Raw genomic sequence first — 16,433 nt, forward strand, 5'->3', positions numbered from 1 at the left:
CGCAACACGACCCACCCCCACAGATAGCCAACCCGCCCCGACCGGCACACACTTACTGTCCCACGCCCAACCCAACCGACTTCGCCAGCAGAGTCGGCGGGCCGACTTCTCGCGCGGACTACCCCCGGTTCCCTTGTGGCGAATATGGCGACCGGTCTACAGGTTTCTCCGCAGAGGGGGTGTCGTGTGCGGCTGCGCAGGAAGTCGGGCGGGCCGACTTCCTGCGCGGGGTGCGGGGTCCGGGTCAGGAAACGAGGGGCAGGGGGGCGGGTCAGGCGGCGGGGGTGAGGGGGAGGGGGCGGCCTTCGGGGGTGAGGGCGATGGCCCAGAGGCCGTGGGTGGCGGGGTGGAGGGGGGTGGGGGCCTGGCGGGCGAGCTGGTGGTCGAGGTAGGTGACGGCGTCCTGGTGGTTGACGGCGTTCCAGGCGTGCGGGCGGCCGTAGGCGTCGAGGGTGAGGAGCACCGCCTGGGAGCCGTGGCCGGCGCGGCGGAGGTCGTCGGCGAGGCGGTCGAAGGCCGGGGCGCCGTCGCCCAGGTCCCGGAAGGGGGCGCCGAGTTCGCGTTCGGCGCGGTCGCGGCCCCCGCGTTCGCCGGCGTCGCCCTCGGTGGGGATGCGCGGGGCCGCGCAGGTGGGGCGGCCGGTGTAGCACTCGACCGCCGAGAGGGCGATCTCCAGGCTGTTGTTGGCCCGGCCCGGTTCGCGGTGGCCGCCGTCGTTGACGGCCTCCGCCCAGCCGCCGGCGGCCGGGTCGGGGTGGCGGACGGGCAGGCCGTCCGCGTCCCGGGGGGCGCGGCGTTCGAGTTCGGCCTGGTGCTCCGGGTCGACCGGTGCGAGCCCGCCCGGCAGGCCGTACGGACGGCTGTCGGCGATGCTGCGCGGCCGGAACGCCGGATCCTCCGGCGGGGCTCCGCGCCGGGCGCGCAGGGCGAGTTGGAGGGCCATCGCGTGGGCGGTCGCGACCGGGACCGCGCCCCAGGCGAGAGTCGGGTCGGCGGGGACCGCCGCGTTCTCCCGCCGTCGGGCCTCCACCGGGTGTGCCTCGGGGCGGCCGATCACCGGGGTGGTCCCGACGACCGGGGGCACGGCCGGGGAAGGCGGCGCGGTGTGGACCGGCGGCGGTCCGACGACCGGGTGCGGCGCCACGCCGACCGGGGTCCGGGCCACCGGCGCGCCGGTCGGCGGCCCTCCAGCGGCCGGACCGCCGACGGCCGGCCCACCGCCCACCACGCCGCCGGGGCCGCCTGGACTGCCGGTCGCCCCCGCCCCGACGCCGCTGCCGAACGGGGCCGCCACGTTCGCGGGTCCGCCGCCGGTGCCCGCCAGCGGCCCCGGCCCGACGGTGGCGACCGGACCGGCCGCCTGGTACGCGCCGTACGCCGGGGTCCCGAACTGCCCGGGCACCCCGACCGGCCGGACCGCCGAGGGGGTCTCCGGCGCCGGGCCGTACGCGGCTCCTCCGGCTGACGGTGCGGTGACGGGCGCGGTGGCAGGTGCGGCCGGAGCGCTCACCGAGTCCGTCCGTACGGCCACCGGCCCGCCCGTACTCCCGCCGCTGTGCGAGGCGGCCGCGGGCGCCTGGAGCGGGTAGTCCCCGTCCGACCAGCCCGCCGACCCGCCGCTCTGCCGGACCGGCGCGGCAACGGCCGGTACCGGCGGTGCCCAGTCACCGCCGCCCCCGCCCCCACCGCCCGTCGCCCGGTGCTGACCCGGCGAGCCCCCGGCCGCCACGGAACCACCCGCCGACGCGCCCACGGGAGCACTCGCCGCGCTCGCCACGTCCGGCCCGCCGACGACCGCCCCCGGGTCCGCCACCGCGACCGAGGCCACCGACACCGCGCCCGGCGCCGTCGGCACCGTCGGCCCGTCGGGCGCCGCACCCGCGAGCGGCTTGTCGCCACCCGGCCCGTCCGCCCCCGGTGTCAGCCCGGCGAGCGGCACCCCGCGGAGCGCCTTGCCGTCCTCGTCGGTGAGCACGGGCTGCCCGTGCTCGTCCAGCCGGACCGCCAGGTCCGCCACCCCGACCACCGGCTTGCCGTCCGGCCCCGGGACGACCAGCAGCCCGGTGGCGTCGGCCACCGGCGTGCCGTCGGCGCGGAGGATGACCGGTTGCCCGTCCGGGCCGAGGACGGGCTTGCCCTGCTCGTCCACCTTGACCGTCAGCCCGGGCACGCCGACCAGCGGCTTGCCGTCCTTTCCCGCGAGCAGCACCAGCCCGGAGCCGTCGGCGCCGAGCACGCCCGGTTCGCCGAGGGCGGCGGGCAGCCCGGCGGCGAGCGGGTCGAACGCGCCGTTGCGGTACGAGGCGGCGGTGACCTCCGTCCCCGGCGTGCTGCCGAGCTTCAGCAGGGCGACCGCGGCCGGCTCCTCGAGCACGCCGGACAGGGCGTCCTTCATGGCGCGGCCGAGTTCGGCGAGCAGTCCGCCGATCTTCAGCGCGGCGGTCTCGACGGCGACGGCCGCCACGCCCGCCGCGACCTGCTCGGTGGCGGCGTTCTCCACCGTGGCCGCGAGGCCGCCGACGGCCTTCCGCAGTCCGCCGACCACCCCGTTCCCGGCCACCTCGCTCCCGGCCACCCCGTTCCCGGCCGGGTCGCCGCCGGCCGCCGCCGCCGCGACCTTGCCGGCCGCCTCCTTGGCCTTGGCCGCCTGCTCCTCGGCCTGCCGGAGTTCGGCGGCGAGCTGCCGCAGGGTCGCGATGATCTCGGCCTTGCAGGTGTCCACGGCCCGCGCGGACGTGTCGAAGGCCCCGGCGACCAGCCCGACCGCGCTGTGCGCGTCGTCCAGGTGGCCCTTGCCGCCGCCGCTGAAGGCCTGCCAGTACGCGCCGAAGGCCTCGACCGCGTGGCCGGAGTTGTCGGCGGTGACCCGCCGGACGGACTCGCCGCAGCGGCGGGTGAGCCGGTCGGCCTCCTTGCCGAACTCGCGCCAGACTCCGGCGGCCTTGCGCAGGCCCTCCTCGTCGGCCTGCGGCCACAGCCGGCCGGTCCGGGCCAGCACCGGGACCAGTTCCTCGGGCAGTTTCCGGGACACGCGCTTCCCCCTTCGAGCCGGGCTTCGGGCCGGGTCCGTCAGACCGACATGTCCTTGGGGACGGCGGGCACCACCCCGGGGGTTGCCCCCGGCACCCCGGGAACTCCCGCGACCCCCGGCACCGCCGTCGCCCCCGAAACGCCCGACACCGCCGTCGCCCCCGAAATCCCCGGCACCGCCGTCGCCCCGAACCCACCCGCCGCCGCGCTGTCCGCGTCCGCCGTCCGCGCGGCCATCGTGTGCAGCCCGGCCCCGACCCCGGCCACCCGCCCGGCCAACCCCCGCAGCCCGCCGACGAGTTCACCGCGCGCCTGCCCGTACACGGTGGCGAACCCGCTGCCCGGCTGATCCGCGCCCCAGGGGGCGCCGAGCGCGGCGAGGCCCTGCTCCAGGGCGGCGACGGCCTTCGTCAGTTCGCCACCGAGCTTCTCGAACTCCCGGCCCTCGCCGTGCAGTGCCCACGGCTTGAGGACGAACTCCCCGCCCGCGCCGCCGGACGCCCCGGTGCTGCCGCCTGCCATCCCCGTACCTCCCCGTCGCGGACCCCGCCGCGGACCGGCCGCCATCCTAGGCGCGCCCCCGGGCCCGCCCGCAGCGCCCGACGGACCTCTTCACCCCGCCTTCACCCCGGCCGACCCCGCCACTACCGACCCCGCCCCGTGCTCCGCCGGGCCCCGCCGCAAAACCCGCCCCGACCCCACCCCCGACCCCGCCACCGGTCCCGCCACCGCGCTCCCGCCCCCGAAAGCTCTACCCTTGCCGGGTGGCACCAGCAGAAACGTCCAAGAAGAAGTCCAAGGCGAAGCCCAAGGCCTCCCCCGCCCCCGTCGACCTCGCGATGCCGAGCCTGCGCCGCGAGATCCCGCGCGACGAGGTCCCGCTGGACTTCGCCCGTGCCTGGGTCGAGTTCGCCGACCCCGCCGACGAGGAGCAGGTCTTCCGCTGCGACCTCACCTGGCTGACCTCCCGCTGGTCCTGCGTCTTCGGCCAGGGCTGCCACGGCATCCGCGAGGGCCGCGGCGAGTCGGACGGCTGCTGCACGCTGGGCGCGCACTACTCGGACGAGGACGACGAGAAGCGCGTCCTGGGGCACGCGACCCGGCTGACCCCCGAGCTGTGGGAGAACTTCGCCGAGGGCACCGACGCCAAGGGCCGGATCGTCTCCGACGGCGGCATCACCATGCTGGACGAGGACGGCGACCGCCAGACCCGCCGGGTCGGCGGCGCGTGCATCTTCGTGAACAGCCCGGACTTCGCGGGCGGCGCCGGCTGCGCCCTGCACGCGCTCGCCCTCAAGGAGGGCCGCGAGCCGCTGGAGACCAAGCCGGACGTCTGCTGGCAGCTGCCGATCCGCCGCACCTACGACTGGATCGACCGCCCCGACGACACCCGCTACCTCCAGGTCACGATCGGCGAGTACGACCGCCGCGGCTGGGGCCCGGGCGGCCACGACCTGCACTGGTGGTGCACCGGCGCCCCGGCGGCCCACCAGGGCGCGGACGCGGTGTACGTCAGCTACCGCCCGGAGCTCACCGAGCTGATGGGCCGGAAGGGGTACGAGGTGCTGGCCCGGCTGTGCGAGGAGCGGATCGCCACCAAGGGCGACCGCAAGGTGGCCCCGCACCCGGCGGACCCGGTCAGGAAGTCCAAGAAGGACTGACCCCCGCACCGGTGCCCGCCCTACGCGGCGGCACCGGCCCCCGGCACCGGCCTACTTGTCGATGTCCCCGACCACGAAGAACATCGACCCCAGGATCGCCACCATGTCCGCGACCAGCGTCCCCGGCAGCAGCTCGGTGAGCGCCTGGATGTTGTTGAAGGACGCCGAGCGCAGCTTGAGCCGCCACGGCGTCTTGTCGCCGCGCGAGACCAGGTAGTAGCCGTTGATCCCGAGCGGGTTCTCGGTCCACGCGTAGGTGCTGCCCTCGGGTGCCTTGAGCACCTTGGGCAGCCGCTGGTTGACCGGGCCGGGCGGCAGCGTGGCGAGCTTGTCGAGGCAGGCGTCGGCGAGGTCGAGCGCGTTGAGGGTCTGTTCCAGCAGGCACTCGAAGCGGGCCAGGCAGTCGCCCTCCTCGCGGGTGACCACGGTGAGCACCTGCCGCAGTTCCTCGGAGCCGTACGCCAGGTACGGCTCGTCGCGGCGCAGGTCGAGGTCGAGGCCGCTGGCCCGGGCGATGGGGCCGCTGACGCCGTACGCCTCGGCCTGCGCCCGGGTGAGGACGCCGACCCCGGCGGTGCGGGCGCGGAAGATCTCGTTGCCGAGGACGAGGTCCTCGAAGACGGGCAGCTGCGCGCGCACGGTGGCGACGGCGGTGCGGACCCGGCCGAGCCAGCCGGCCGGCAGGTCCTCCTTGAGGCCGCCGACCCGGTTGAACATGTAGTGCATCCGGCCGCCGGAGGCCTCCTCCAGCACGTGCTGGAGGTCCTCGCGGCCGTTGAAGGCGTGGAAGACCGGGGTGATCCCGCCGAGCTCCAGGGGGTACGAGCCGAGGAACATCAGGTGGTTGAGCACCCGGTTGAGTTCGGCGAGCAGGGTGCGGATCCAGACCGCCCGCTCCGGGACCTCCATGCCGAGCATCCGCTCGACGGCCATGACGACGCCGAGTTCGTTGGAGAAGGCGGAGAGCCAGTCGTGCCGGTTGGCCAGCATGATGATCTGCCGGTAGTCACGGGCCTCGAACAGCTTCTCCGCGCCCCGGTGCATGTAGCCGATCACCGGCTCGGCGCTGACGATGCGCTCGCCGTCCAGCACCAGCTTCAGGCGCAGCACGCCGTGGGTGGCCGGGTGCTGCGGGCCGATGTTGAGCACCATGTCGGTGGTGCCCGCCGCGCCGGTGAAGTTCTCGGCTCCCGCCCCGATGCCGACCGTGGTCTCCCTCATGCCCCCAGAGTCTGCCATCCCGGCAGGCCCGCCAAGCTCACTGGTTCCGTCATGCGGACGGCCTGCACCAGCCACCCGAAGGCGCCCAGCCCACCCGGGTCGGTCAGCTCGGCCCCCTCCCCCGCCCCGCTGAGCGCCCGCAGGTAGCCGACGGGGTCGCTGGAGGCCAGCGCGAGCGCCGGGCGCCCGCCGCTCACGCCGAGCGCCCGCAGCGCCTCCCGCTGCGTTGTCCACAGGCTGTGGAGACCGGGCACGGCGACGGAGTCCAGCGCGACGTGCGCGGTGACGTCGCAGGAGCCGTCCGGCACCGGCGCCACCTCCCGGCCGTCCCGGAATCCGGCGTACGTGCCGAACGGCGGCCGCCGCCCGGCGGTGTGCCCGTAGTCGACGGCGACGGCCAGGCCGCGCTCCAGCCCGGCCACCGCCCGCGCCCAGGCGGCGTCCCGGGGGCCGCCGAACTCCACCGCGTCGCCGGGCTCCGCGACCGGCCACCAGCGGCCGGCCCAGGCCGAGTCGGCCGCCGAGACCGGCTCGCCGAGGCGGGTCCCGCCGGTCGCGGTGTCCACCTCGACGTAGCGCAGCACCCCGTCCTCGTCGACCTCGCCGGCGTCCAGCGGGACGTTGTCCAGCCACTCGTTGGCGAACAGCAGCCCGGTCACCCCGCGCGGCGGCCGGTCCGTCCACAGGGCTGTGGACGGCAGGCCAGCCGGGCGGTCGGCGACCTCCACGCCGTACGGGCGCAGCCGCGCCAGCACCTCCGCGGGCAGTTCGGCCAGGACGCCGGTGAGCAGTTCGCCCCGCCCGGCCCCCATGTCGACCAGGGCCAGCTCCTCCGGACGACCGAGGGCCTCGTCAACCTCCAGCAGCAGCCGGGCCACCGCACGGGCGAACCTCGGCGAGGCGTGCACGGAGGTGCGGAAGTGGCCGGCGGGGCCCTCCGGCCTGCGGTAGAAGCCCTGCCCGGGGTCGTACAGGGCCCGTTCCATGGCGGGCGCCCACCGCATCCAAGTCATGGGGCTGGACGCTACCCGGCGCCCGGTCGACCCTCCCCATCGGATCGGGTGCTTCTCCGACCTACGGAGTAGGGCGGATCGCCCTACCGGCGGACCTGGGCACACGGAGCGACTGCCTACGCTGGACACGTGCATCGACTCAACGCCTGGCTCCGCCGTCACCCCATGGTGGTCGACGCCGCCTGGGCGGCGATGGTGCTCTTCGCCGGCCTGGTGCCGAACGACGCCTCGATCGACGAGGGCTGGCGCTTCGACCTCTCGCTCGCGATCGCGGTGGTGCTGCCGCTGCTGATGGTCGTCCGGCGGCGCTACCCGGACCTCACGGTGTCCGCCGCCGCCGCCATCGGCGTCGGCCAGGTACTCGTGGACATCTCGCCGGCCGGCTCCTCGATCGCCTATCTGGTCTTCGCCTACACCGGCGCCGCCTTCGGCCAGAAGTGGATCTCCCGGCTGGCCCTGACGGCCGGCCTGGCCTCCGGGCCGCTGGTGTTCTGGCAGATGATGCCGGTGAAGACGGTCTTCGACCGGGCCGGCGACGCCCACACCCGCCCGTACACCTTCGGCGAGGCGGCGCTGATCACGCTGCTGATGAGCACGCCGTTCATCCTCTGCTGGGCCTGGGGCCGGCTGACCAGGGTGCGCCGCGCCTACCTGACCGAGCTGGAGGACCGCGCCGCCCGGCTGGAGCGCGAGCGGGACGCCCAGTCCAAGGTGGCGGTCGCCGCCGAGCGCGCCCGGATCGCCCGCGAGCTGCACGACGTGGTCGCGCACAACGTCTCGGTGATGATCGTCCAGGCCGACGGCGCCGCGTACGTGCTGGACAACTCCCCGCAGCAGGCCAAGGAGGCGCTCGGCACGATCGCCTCCACCGGCCGCCAGGCGCTGGTCGAGATGCGCCGCCTGCTGGGCGTGCTGCGCACCGCCGACACCAAGGCCGAGGAGTACGTGCCGCAGCCGGGCGTCGAGGAGCTGCCGGAGCTGCTGGAGCAGGTCCGCACCGCCGGGCTCGACGTGGACTACGCCACCTCCGGGCACCCGCGCGAGCTGCCGCGCGGCGTCGAGCTGACCGTCTACCGGATCGTCCAGGAGGCGCTCACCAACGTCCGCAAGCACGGCGGCCCCGACGCGCACGCCCGGGTCGCGGTCGACTTCGGTGAGCGCGAGCTGGCCGTCCTGGTGGAGGACGACGGGCGCGGCAGCACCGACGAGCACCTGGCCGCCGGCGGCGCGGACGGCCTCGGCCACGGCCTGATCGGCATGCGCGAGCGGGTCGGCATGGTCAGCGGCAGCCTCGACGTGGGCCCCCGCCCCGGCGGCGGCTTCCGGATCCGCGCCGTCCTGCCGCTCAAGGCGGCCCACTAGCCCCGTCCGCCGTCCACCCCCCTCCAAGGAGTCCCACCTTGACCATCCGCGTGATGCTCGTCGACGACCAGGAACTGCTGCGCACCGGGTTCCGGATGATCCTCCAGTCGCAGGGCGACATCGAGATCGCCGCCGAGGCGGGCGACGGCGCGCAGGCCCTGGAGCAGCTGCGGCGCACCGAGGTGGACGTGATCCTGATGGACGTCCGGATGCCGCGGCTGGACGGCGTGCAGGCGACCCGCCGGATCTGCCTCGCCGAGGACGGCAGCCCGCTGCCGAACGCCCCCCACGTGCTCATCCTCACCACCTTCGACCTGGACGAGTACGCCTTCGCCGCGCTCAAGGCCGGCGCCAGCGGCTTCCTGCTCAAGGACGTCCCGCCGACCGAGCTGGTGGCCGCGATCCGCGCGGTGCACGGCGGGGACGCGGTGGTCGCCCCGACCACCACCCGCCGGATGATCGACCGCTTCGCCGAGGTGCTGCCCACCCCGCAGAGCGCGCCCGGCTCGGACGTCCTCGGCCCGCTGACCGAGCGCGAGCGGGAGGTGTTCCTGCTGGTCGCCCAGGGCCTGTCGAACGGCGAGATCGCGGCCCGGCTGGTGCTCTCCGAGGCCACCGTGAAGACCCACGTCGGCCGGATCCTGGCCAAGCTGGGGCTGCGCGACCGGGTCCAGGCCGTGGTGCTGGCGTACGAGGCCGGGCTGATCCGGGCCGGGGCCGGCGACTGAGCCGCTTCGGCGTCCGGGCGCCCCCGTAGACTGGGGCGGTACGTCCGGTACCCGTGGAGCGGACTGGAACGGTCATTCAGGACAAGGCAGGACAAGGGTGGACGTGAATCCGTCCGACTTCGCCGACCAGGCTTTCGGCGACCCAGGCGACCCCGGCAACCGCCCCGCCCGGCTGGCCGTCGGCGTGGTCGGCACCGGCCGGGTCGGCCCCGCGCTGGGCGCGGCGCTCCAGCTCGCCGGGCACACCGTGGTCGCCGCCTCCGGGGTCTCCGCCGTCTCCCGCCGCCGCGCCGAGGCGCTGCTGCCGGGCGTGCGGATCGTCACCCCGCCGCAGGTGCTGGCCGCCGCCGACCTGGTGCTGCTGACCGTCCCGGACGACGCGCTGGCCGACCTGGTGGCCGGGCTGGCCGCCACCGGCGCGATCCGCCCCGGCCAGCTGGTCGTGCACACCTCCGGCGCCCACGGCGTCGCCGTCCTGGAGCCCGCCACCCGGGCCGGGGCGCTGCCGCTGGCCCTGCACCCGGCGATGACCTTCACCGGCACCTCGGTGGACCTGGCCCGGCTGGCCGGCTGCCCGTTCGGCGTGACCGCCCCCGAGGAGCTGCGGCCGGTCGCCGAGGCGCTGGTGGTGGAGATGGGCGGCGAGCCGGAGTGGGTGCCCGAGGAGGTCCGCCCGCTCTACCACACCGCCCTCGCGCACGGCTCGAACCACCTGGTCACCCTGGTCGCGCAGGCGATGGAGCTGCTGCGCTCGGCCGGCGTCGCCGAGCCCGGGCGGCTGCTCGGCCCGCTGCTGGGCGCCGCCCTGGACAACAGCCTGCGCTCCGGTGACGCGGCCCTCACCGGCCCGGTCGCCCGGGGCGACGCGGGCACCGTGCGGCGCCACCTGGCGCAGCTCAGTACGGTGTCCCCGGACATCCCGGCGGCCTACCGGGCGATGGCCCGCGCCACCGCGCAGCGGGCGCTCGCCAACGGAACCATCGACGAAACGTCGGCGGCGGCACTGCTGGACGTACTGAACGAGGAGAGCACTGATGGCACGCGGTAAGCAGCCGAACAAGCCCCAGCGGACGCCGAAGGTCCACCGGGCCGTCGTCACCCGCACCGTGGACGACTTCGAGGCCGCGTTCTGGCCGGACGAGCAGCCGGTCGACAACGCCGTCGTGATGACCATGGGCGCGCTGCACGAGGGCCACGCCGCGCTGATCCGGGCCGCCCGCAAGCAGGTCGGCCGCGAGGGCCGGGTCGCGGTGACGGTCTTCGTCAACCCGCTCCAGTTCGGCCCGGGCGAGGACCTGGAGCGCTACCCGCGCACCCTCGACGACGACGTGCGGCTGGCCGAGGAGCACGGCGCCGACGTGGTCTTCGCGCCGTCCGCCGAGGAGGTCTACCCGAACGGCGAGCCGCAGGTGCGGATGGCGGCCGGCCCGATGGGCGAGCGCTTCGAGGGCGCCACCCGGCCCGGCCACTTCGACGGCGTGCTGACCGTGGTCGCCAAGCTGCTGCACATCACCGACCCGGACTTCGCCTTCTTCGGCGAGAAGGACGCCCAGCAGCTGGCGATCATCCAGCGGATGGTCGCCGACCTGGACTTCGACGTCGAGATCGTCGGCGTGCCGACCGTCCGCGAGGAGGACGGCCTGGCGCTGTCCTCGCGCAACCGCTACCTCTCGGCGGAGGACCGCGAGCACGCGCTCGCCCTGTCCAAGGCCCTGTTCGCCGGCCGGGACGCCGCCGCGCAGGGCCCGAAGGCCGTCCGCGAGGCCGCCTCGGCCGCCCTGGACGGCGCCGAGGGCGTCACCCTGGACTACCTCGCCCTGATCGACCCGCACGACTTCTCCGAGGCGGCGGACGACTTCCAGGGCGAGGCGGTGCTGGCCGTCGCCGCGAAGGTGGGCCCGACCCGCCTGATCGACAACGTCCGCATCATCGTTCGGTAGTACCGCAGTAAGAACCCCCTTCAGGCATGCACTCACAGGAGGCGTGACCCGCAATGCTCCGCACCATGCTCAAGTCCAAGATCCACCGGGCCACCGTGACCCAGGCCGACCTGCACTACGTGGGATCCGTCACGGTGGACGAGGACCTGCTCGACGCCGCCGACCTGCTCCCCGGCGAGCTGGTCCACATCGTCGACATCGACAACGGCGCCCGGCTGGAGACGTACACCATCGCCGGCCCGCGCGGCTCCGGCGTGATCGGCATCAACGGCGCCGCCGCCCGCCTCGTCCACCCGGGCGACCTCGTCATACTCATCGCCTACGGGCAGATGGACACGGCCGAGGCCAAGGGCTACGAGCCGAAGATCGTCTTCGTGGACAAGCAGAACCGGATCACCGGCCTGGGCGGGGACCCGGCGGAGGCCCCGGAGGGCAGCGGACTGCTCCGGGGTGACAGGGCGTACGGTGACGGCAACGGCGCGGCCGACGCCGTCTCGCGCTGAAGGAGCCAGCCACCCATGTCCACGCACCGCCTCACCGCACCGGCCCCCGGCTGGACCGCCGCCACCGACGTGGTCGTGGTCGGCTCCGGGGTCGCCGGCCTCACCGTCGCGCTCAACGTCCGCAAGGCCGGCCTGCGGGCCATGGTGGTCACCAAGGCCGTGCTGGACGAAGGCTCCACCCGCTGGGCCCAGGGCGGCGTCGCCGCCGCCCTGGGCGAGGGGGACACCCCCGAACAGCACCTGGACGACACCCTGGTGGCCGGCGCCGGCGTCTGTGACGAGGAGGCCGTCCGCACCCTGGTCACCGAGGGCCCGGACGCCGTCCGCCGGCTGATCGCCACCGGCGCCCTGTTCGACCGGGGCGAGGACGGCGAGGTCCTGCTGACCCGCGAGGGCGGCCACCACCGCCGCCGGATCGTCCACGCGGGCGGGGACGCGACCGGCGCCGAGATATCGCGCGCCCTGGTCGCCGCCGTCCGCACCGACCCGGGCATCGAGCTGATCGAGCACGCGCTCGTGCTCGACCTGCTGACCGACGCGGCGGGCCACGCCGCCGGGCTCACCCTGCACGTGATGGGCGAGGGCCAGCGCGACGGCGTCGGCGCCGTCCGGGCCCGCGCGGTGGTGCTCGCCACCGGCGGCATGGGCCAGGTCTTCTCCGCCACCACCAACCCGGCGGTCTCCACCGGCGACGGCGTGGCCCTGGCCCTGCGGGCCGGCGCCGCCGTCACCGACCTGGAGTTCGTCCAGTTCCACCCCACCGTGCTCTGGCTCGGTCCGGAGGCCGAGGGCCAGCAGCCGCTGGTCTCCGAGGCGGTCCGCGGCGAGGGCGCCCACCTGGTGGACGCGGACGGCGTCCGCTTCATGGTCGGACAGCACGAGCTGGCCGAACTCGCCCCGCGCGACATCGTCGCCAAGGCGATCACCCGGCGCATGCAGGAGCAGGGCGCCGAGCACATGTTCCTGGACGGGCGGCACTTCGGCGCCGGGATGTGGGAGCACCGCTTCCCGACCATCCTCGCCTTCTGCCGCGCCAACGGCATCGACCCGGTCACCGAGCCGATCCCGATCGCCCCGGCCGCGCACTTCGCCTCCGGCGGCGTCCGCACCGACCGGAACGGCCGCACCAGCGTCCCCGGCCTGTACGCCTGCGGCGAGGTCGCCTGCACCGGGGTGCACGGCGCCAACCGGCTGGCGTCCAACTCGCTGCTGGAGGGCCTGGTCTTCGCCGAGCGGATCGCCGCCGACCTGGCGGGGCTGGACGCGGCCGGCGACCTGCCCGAGCGCGCGGTGGACGTCGCCGCCGCCCGCGCCGCGCAGCCCGTCCCGCTGCCCCCGTCGGAGGCCCGCGCCGAGATCCAGCGGCTGATGTCGCGCGGCGCGGGCATCCTGCGCTCCGCCGCGTCGATGGCCGACACCGCGGCCGGACTGGCCCTGCTCGCCGAGCAGGCCCGCTCCCACGTGGCCGAGGAGAAGCCGGCCGACCCCCGGGTGGAGACCTGGGAGGCCGCCAACCTGCTGCTGGTCGCGACCGCCCTGGTCGCGGCCGCCGCGCAGCGCGAGGAGACCCGCGGCTGCCACTGGCGCGAGGACTTCCCCGAGCGCGACGACGCCCACTGGCGGCGCCACCTGATCACCACCCTCGCCGCCACCGGCGGTCCCGTCAGCACCCCTGAGGAGCAGTAGAACCATGACCCACTCCCACGAGGAACTCCCCCTGGCCGACCAGGGCGGCTGCGGCGACGGCTGCGCCTGCGGGGACGGCGAGGGCTACGAGACCGGTCTGGACCCGCAGCTCGCCGAGCTGCTGGAGCAGGCCGGGCTGGACCCGGTCGAGGTCGAGGACATCGCCACCCTGGCGCTCGCCGAGGACCTGGCCGGCGGCGAGGACGTCACCTCGGTGGCGACCGTGCCCGCCGAGGCCGTCGCCACCGCCGACTTCACCGCCCGCCAGGCCGGCGTGGTGGCCGGCCTGCGGGTCGCCGAGGCCGTCGTCTCGCTGGTCTGCGAGGAGGAGTTCGAGGTCGAGCGGCACGTCGAGGACGGCGACCGGGTCGAGGCCGGCCAGGTGCTGCTCTCGGTCCGCTCCCGCACCCGCGACCTGCTGACCGCCGAGCGCAGCGCGCTCAACCTGCTCTGCCACCTGTCCGGCATCGCCACCGCCACCCGCGCCTGGGCGGACGCCCTGGAGGGCACCGGCGCCGTCGTCCGGGACACCCGCAAGACCACCCCGGGCCTGCGCGCGCTGGAGAAGTTCGCGGTGCGCTGCGGCGGCGGCGCCAACCACCGGATGGCGCTCTCGGACGCCGCGCTGGTGAAGGACAACCACGTGGTCGCGGCCGGCGGCGTCGCCGAGGCCTTCCGGGCCGTCCGGGCCGCGTACCCGGAGCTGCCGGTCGAGGTCGAGGTGGACACCCTGGAGCAGATCACGCCGGTGCTGGAGGCCGGGGCGGACCTGATCCTGCTGGACAACTTCACCGTCGGCCAGCTGAAGGAGGCCGTCGCGCTGGTGGCCGGCCGGGCGAAGCTGGAGGCCTCCGGCGGTCTGACCCTGGCCAGCGCGCGCGAGGTCGCCCAGACTGGTGTCGACTACCTGGCCGTGGGCGCGCTCACCCACTCCTCGCCGATCCTGGACATCGGCCTGGACCTGCGCGCCTGACCGTCAGGTCGGCCGCAGTCCCGTCCCGACTCGCAGAAAGCGTCCCCGTGCTCCTCACCATCGACGTCGGCAACACCCAGACCACGCTCGGCCTGTTCGACGGCGAGGACGTGGTGGAACACTGGCGGATCTCCACCGATCCGCGCCGCACGGCCGATGAACTGGCGGTGCTGCTGCAAGGGCTGATGGGCAGCCACACCGCGGTGAAGGAGGCCGCGGTGGAGGGCCTGGCGATCTGCTCGTCCGTCCCCGCCGTGCTCCACGAGCTCCGCGAGGTGACCCGCCGCTACTACGGCGACGTCCCCGCGGTGATCGTGGAGCCCGGCGTGAAGACCGGGGTGCACGTCCTGATGGACAACCCCAAGGAGGTCGGCGCCGACCGGATCGTCAACGCGCTGGCCGCCAACCACCTGTACGGCGGCCCGTGCATCGTGGTCGACTTCGGCACCGCGACCACCTTCGACGCCGTCAACGCGCGCGGCGACTACGTCGGCGGCGCGATCGCCCCCGGCATCGAGATCTCGGTCGAGGCGCTCGGCGTCCGCGGCGCCCAGCTGCGCAAGATCGAACTGGCCCGCCCGCGCAACGTGATCGGCAAGAACACCGTCGAGGGCATGCAGTCCGGCATCCTCTACGGCTTCGCCGGCCAGGTCGACGGCCTGGTGGAGCGGATGGCCCGGGAACTCGCCAAGGACCCGGACGACGTCCAGGTGATCGCCACCGGCGGCCTGGCCCCGCTCGTCCTCGGCGAGGCCGGCACCATCGACGTGCACGAGCCCTGGCTGACCCTGATCGGCCTGCGCCTGGTGTACGAGCGCAACCGCCCCGCGAGCTGAGCGGCGCTCAGCTGCCGGGCTTCGGGAAGGCCGGCAGGGTGACCGGGCCGGTGACCACCGAGTCCGGCCCGTACGTCGAGGCGGCTCCGGGGGCGGGGGTGACGACCACCCCCATCACCGGGCCCTTCGGCAGCGCCGCCACGACCTTCTTCCAGCGCGGGTCCTTCACCACCGCGGTGAGCTGGTCCGGCGTCAGCGGTGGGTCGGTCCGGGTGATCGGCGTGCCCTGATCCAGCGGCTTGCGGTTCCACTCCTGGAGCAGGATCTCGTAGCCGGTCCCGGTCAACGTGGCGGACCAGGTCTTGGAGCCGGCCGGCTCGCCGGGACGCGTCCCGGCCTGATAGAGGGTCAGGTGCTCGCCGCCCGGGAGGTCGGTCTCGCTGCAGGCGTCGCCCGGAAGCGGGCCCAGGCAGCCGGGCTCGACGCCGTTGCGCATGATCCAGAACAGGTACTGGACCGGGCCGTTCCCGTCGTCCAGCACCAGCCGCAGCTGCGGGATGTCGCTCTCGGTCCCCCGGGCCTCGCCGACCTGCACCGTCCCCGGGGGCAGTAGCTCGGTGAGCATCCGCTGGAACTCAGCGCCGGAGACCGGCTGGCCCACGGCCGCACCGGAGGAGACCGAGCTGGCGGACGTCGGGCCGAGCCCGGGCAGCAAGCCGCCGATCCCGGCCGCGCCCACCCCGACCAGGGCCAGCGCGGCGGCGCCCGCCGCGGTGCCGATCCGCCGCCTGCGGCGCAGCCGACGGCCGTGCGACCAGCCGGTGTCGACCAGCGGGCCGGGTTCGGTGTCGTAGGCCTCGCCGGCCCGGCCGAGGGCCTCGGTGAAGGCCCGCTCGAACCGCTCCTCGGGCCCGTCGTGCTCTGCGGACATGCTGAACCAACCTCTCTACCAAGTGGGTTGACGTGACGTGACGCGCCGGCTCAGCGCTCGGCGAGGTCGTCGAGGCTGCTGCCGAGCACCGTGCGGATCCGGCCGAGCGCGCGGAAGGCCTGGGTCCGGACGGCGCCCGGGGTGCTGTGCAGGACCGCGGCGGTCTCCTCGACGCTGCGGTCCTCCCAGTAGCGGAGCACCAGCACCGCCCGGTCGCGCGGGGCGAGCCGGCCGAGCGCGTCCACCAGGGCGAGCCGCAGTTCCGGGTCGCCCTGCGGGGCCGCGCCGTCCGGCACCGCCTCGACCGGCCGCTCGCCGCTGGAGCGGCGGACGCGGTGCGAGAGGAAGGCCCGCACCAGCACGGTGTGCGCGTACCCGGCCGGGTTGTCGATCCGGCGCTTGGCCCCGAACCAGGAGGTGCGGTGCCACTGGGCGTAGATCCGCCCGAGGGCCTCCTGCACCAAGTCCTCGGCGAGGTGGGTATCCCCGCCGGTGAGCAGGCAGGCCGACCGGTAGAGCGGTCTGGCGCGGGCGGCCGCGAAGGCCTGGAAGTCCTCGTCCCGCCGCCCGCCCCGGGCCGCCTTCCCCTGACCGTCCGGTCGCATCCTG

General features: G+C 75.3%; 15 protein-coding genes. 9 read left to right on the forward strand and 6 right to left on the reverse strand.

Annotated features, from left to right (window positions below):
- Nucleotides 1-271: 271 nt before the first annotated feature.
- Nucleotides 272-3,031, reverse strand: a complete 2,760-nt coding sequence (locus ACFCY1_RS36420; RefSeq protein ID WP_375877313.1) for a toxin glutamine deamidase domain-containing protein — start codon at nt 3,029-3,031, stop codon at nt 272-274.
- Between the two features lie 38 nt (nt 3,032-3,069).
- The gene (locus tag ACFCY1_RS36425) at nt 3,070-3,552 is read right to left on the reverse strand and encodes a hypothetical protein (RefSeq protein WP_375877314.1); all 483 of its coding nucleotides are present in this window, start codon (nt 3,550-3,552) and stop codon (nt 3,070-3,072) included.
- A 242-nt stretch (nt 3,553-3,794) separates the two neighbouring features.
- Between ACFCY1_RS36425 and ACFCY1_RS36430 the strand changes: the two genes are divergently transcribed.
- Nucleotides 3,795-4,691 (forward strand): hypothetical protein, encoded by an 897-nt coding sequence (locus tag ACFCY1_RS36430; RefSeq protein WP_074001694.1) that lies wholly within the window; start codon nt 3,795-3,797, stop codon nt 4,689-4,691.
- A 51-nt stretch (nt 4,692-4,742) separates the two neighbouring features.
- Here the strand turns inward: ACFCY1_RS36430 and ACFCY1_RS36435 are convergent, their stop codons facing one another.
- Both ACFCY1_RS36435 and ACFCY1_RS36440 read right to left on the reverse strand, forming a co-directional pair.
- Nucleotides 4,743-5,912, reverse strand: a complete 1,170-nt coding sequence (locus tag ACFCY1_RS36435; RefSeq protein WP_375877315.1) for an NADH-quinone oxidoreductase subunit D — start codon at nt 5,910-5,912, stop codon at nt 4,743-4,745.
- Nucleotides 5,909-6,925, reverse strand: coding sequence for an SAM-dependent methyltransferase (locus tag ACFCY1_RS36440; protein WP_375877316.1), 1,017 nt, complete (start codon nt 6,923-6,925; stop codon nt 5,909-5,911). The genes ACFCY1_RS36435 and ACFCY1_RS36440 overlap by 4 nt, the downstream gene beginning before the upstream one ends.
- A gap of 129 nt (nt 6,926-7,054) precedes the next feature.
- Between ACFCY1_RS36440 and ACFCY1_RS36445 the strand changes: the two genes are divergently transcribed.
- The 8 genes from ACFCY1_RS36445 to ACFCY1_RS36480 all read left to right on the forward strand — a co-directional run bounded on the left by ACFCY1_RS36445 (nt 7,055) and on the right by ACFCY1_RS36480 (nt 14,953).
- Nucleotides 7,055-8,287, forward strand: a complete 1,233-nt coding sequence (locus ACFCY1_RS36445) for a sensor histidine kinase (RefSeq protein ID WP_375877317.1) — start codon at nt 7,055-7,057, stop codon at nt 8,285-8,287.
- A 38-nt stretch (nt 8,288-8,325) separates the two neighbouring features.
- A complete protein-coding gene (locus ACFCY1_RS36450; RefSeq protein WP_049660140.1) occupies nt 8,326-9,015 on the forward strand; it encodes a response regulator transcription factor in 690 nt (229 codons plus the stop codon).
- A 103-nt stretch (nt 9,016-9,118) separates the two neighbouring features.
- Entirely contained in the window at nt 9,119-10,063 is a 945-nt protein-coding gene (locus tag ACFCY1_RS36455) for a Rossmann-like and DUF2520 domain-containing protein (RefSeq protein WP_375877318.1), read from the forward strand.
- Nucleotides 10,050-10,955, forward strand: a complete 906-nt coding sequence (gene panC, locus ACFCY1_RS36460) for a pantoate--beta-alanine ligase (protein WP_074001699.1) — start codon at nt 10,050-10,052, stop codon at nt 10,953-10,955. Before ACFCY1_RS36455 ends, panC begins: the two co-directional genes overlap by 14 nt.
- A gap of 53 nt (nt 10,956-11,008) precedes the next feature.
- Nucleotides 11,009-11,458 (forward strand): aspartate 1-decarboxylase, encoded by a 450-nt coding sequence (panD, locus tag ACFCY1_RS36465; RefSeq protein WP_074001700.1) that lies wholly within the window; start codon nt 11,009-11,011, stop codon nt 11,456-11,458.
- Between the two features lie 15 nt (nt 11,459-11,473).
- A complete protein-coding gene (locus ACFCY1_RS36470) occupies nt 11,474-13,144 on the forward strand; it encodes an L-aspartate oxidase (protein ID WP_375877319.1) in 1,671 nt (556 codons plus the stop codon).
- Nucleotides 13,145-13,148: 4 nt separating this feature from the next.
- A complete protein-coding gene (gene nadC, locus ACFCY1_RS36475; RefSeq protein WP_049660205.1) occupies nt 13,149-14,117 on the forward strand; it encodes a carboxylating nicotinate-nucleotide diphosphorylase in 969 nt (322 codons plus the stop codon).
- A gap of 47 nt (nt 14,118-14,164) precedes the next feature.
- Complete coding sequence (locus tag ACFCY1_RS36480) at nt 14,165-14,953, forward strand: type III pantothenate kinase (RefSeq protein ID WP_074001702.1); 789 nt, start codon at nt 14,165-14,167, stop codon at nt 14,951-14,953.
- 7 nt (nt 14,954-14,960) lie between these two features.
- Here ACFCY1_RS36480 and ACFCY1_RS36485 read toward each other — a convergent pair whose 3' ends face one another.
- Nucleotides 14,961-15,824, reverse strand: a complete 864-nt coding sequence (locus tag ACFCY1_RS36485) for a hypothetical protein (RefSeq protein WP_375877320.1) — start codon at nt 15,822-15,824, stop codon at nt 14,961-14,963.
- Between the two features lie 50 nt (nt 15,825-15,874).
- Nucleotides 15,875-16,429 (reverse strand): SigE family RNA polymerase sigma factor, encoded by a 555-nt coding sequence (locus ACFCY1_RS36490; protein WP_049661170.1) that lies wholly within the window; start codon nt 16,427-16,429, stop codon nt 15,875-15,877.
- Nucleotides 16,430-16,433 lie beyond the last annotated feature (4 nt).

It is taken from the genome of Kitasatospora sp. NPDC056273, assembly GCF_042268845.1.
In the GTDB taxonomy this organism is placed as follows: domain Bacteria; phylum Actinomycetota; class Actinomycetes; order Streptomycetales; family Streptomycetaceae; genus Kitasatospora.

Coding starts and splice junctions, on each gene's coding strand:
- nadC (WP_049660205.1), top strand. CDS start 13,149: ATGACCCACTCCCACGAGGAACTCCCCCTGGCCGACCAGGGCGGCTGC.
- panD (WP_074001700.1), top strand. CDS start 11,009: ATGCTCCGCACCATGCTCAAGTCCAAGATCCACCGGGCCACCGTGACC.
- ACFCY1_RS36485 (WP_375877320.1), bottom strand. CDS start 15,824: ATGTCCGCAGAGCACGACGGGCCCGAGGAGCGGTTCGAGCGGGCCTTC.
- ACFCY1_RS36490 (WP_049661170.1), bottom strand. CDS start 16,429: ATGCGACCGGACGGTCAGGGGAAGGCGGCCCGGGGCGGGCGGCGGGAC.
- ACFCY1_RS36435 (WP_375877315.1), bottom strand. CDS start 5,912: ATGAGGGAGACCACGGTCGGCATCGGGGCGGGAGCCGAGAACTTCACC.
- panC (WP_074001699.1), top strand. CDS start 10,050: ATGGCACGCGGTAAGCAGCCGAACAAGCCCCAGCGGACGCCGAAGGTC.
- ACFCY1_RS36470 (WP_375877319.1), top strand. CDS start 11,474: ATGTCCACGCACCGCCTCACCGCACCGGCCCCCGGCTGGACCGCCGCC.
- ACFCY1_RS36425 (WP_375877314.1), bottom strand. CDS start 3,552: ATGGCAGGCGGCAGCACCGGGGCGTCCGGCGGCGCGGGCGGGGAGTTC.
- ACFCY1_RS36440 (WP_375877316.1), bottom strand. CDS start 6,925: ATGACTTGGATGCGGTGGGCGCCCGCCATGGAACGGGCCCTGTACGAC.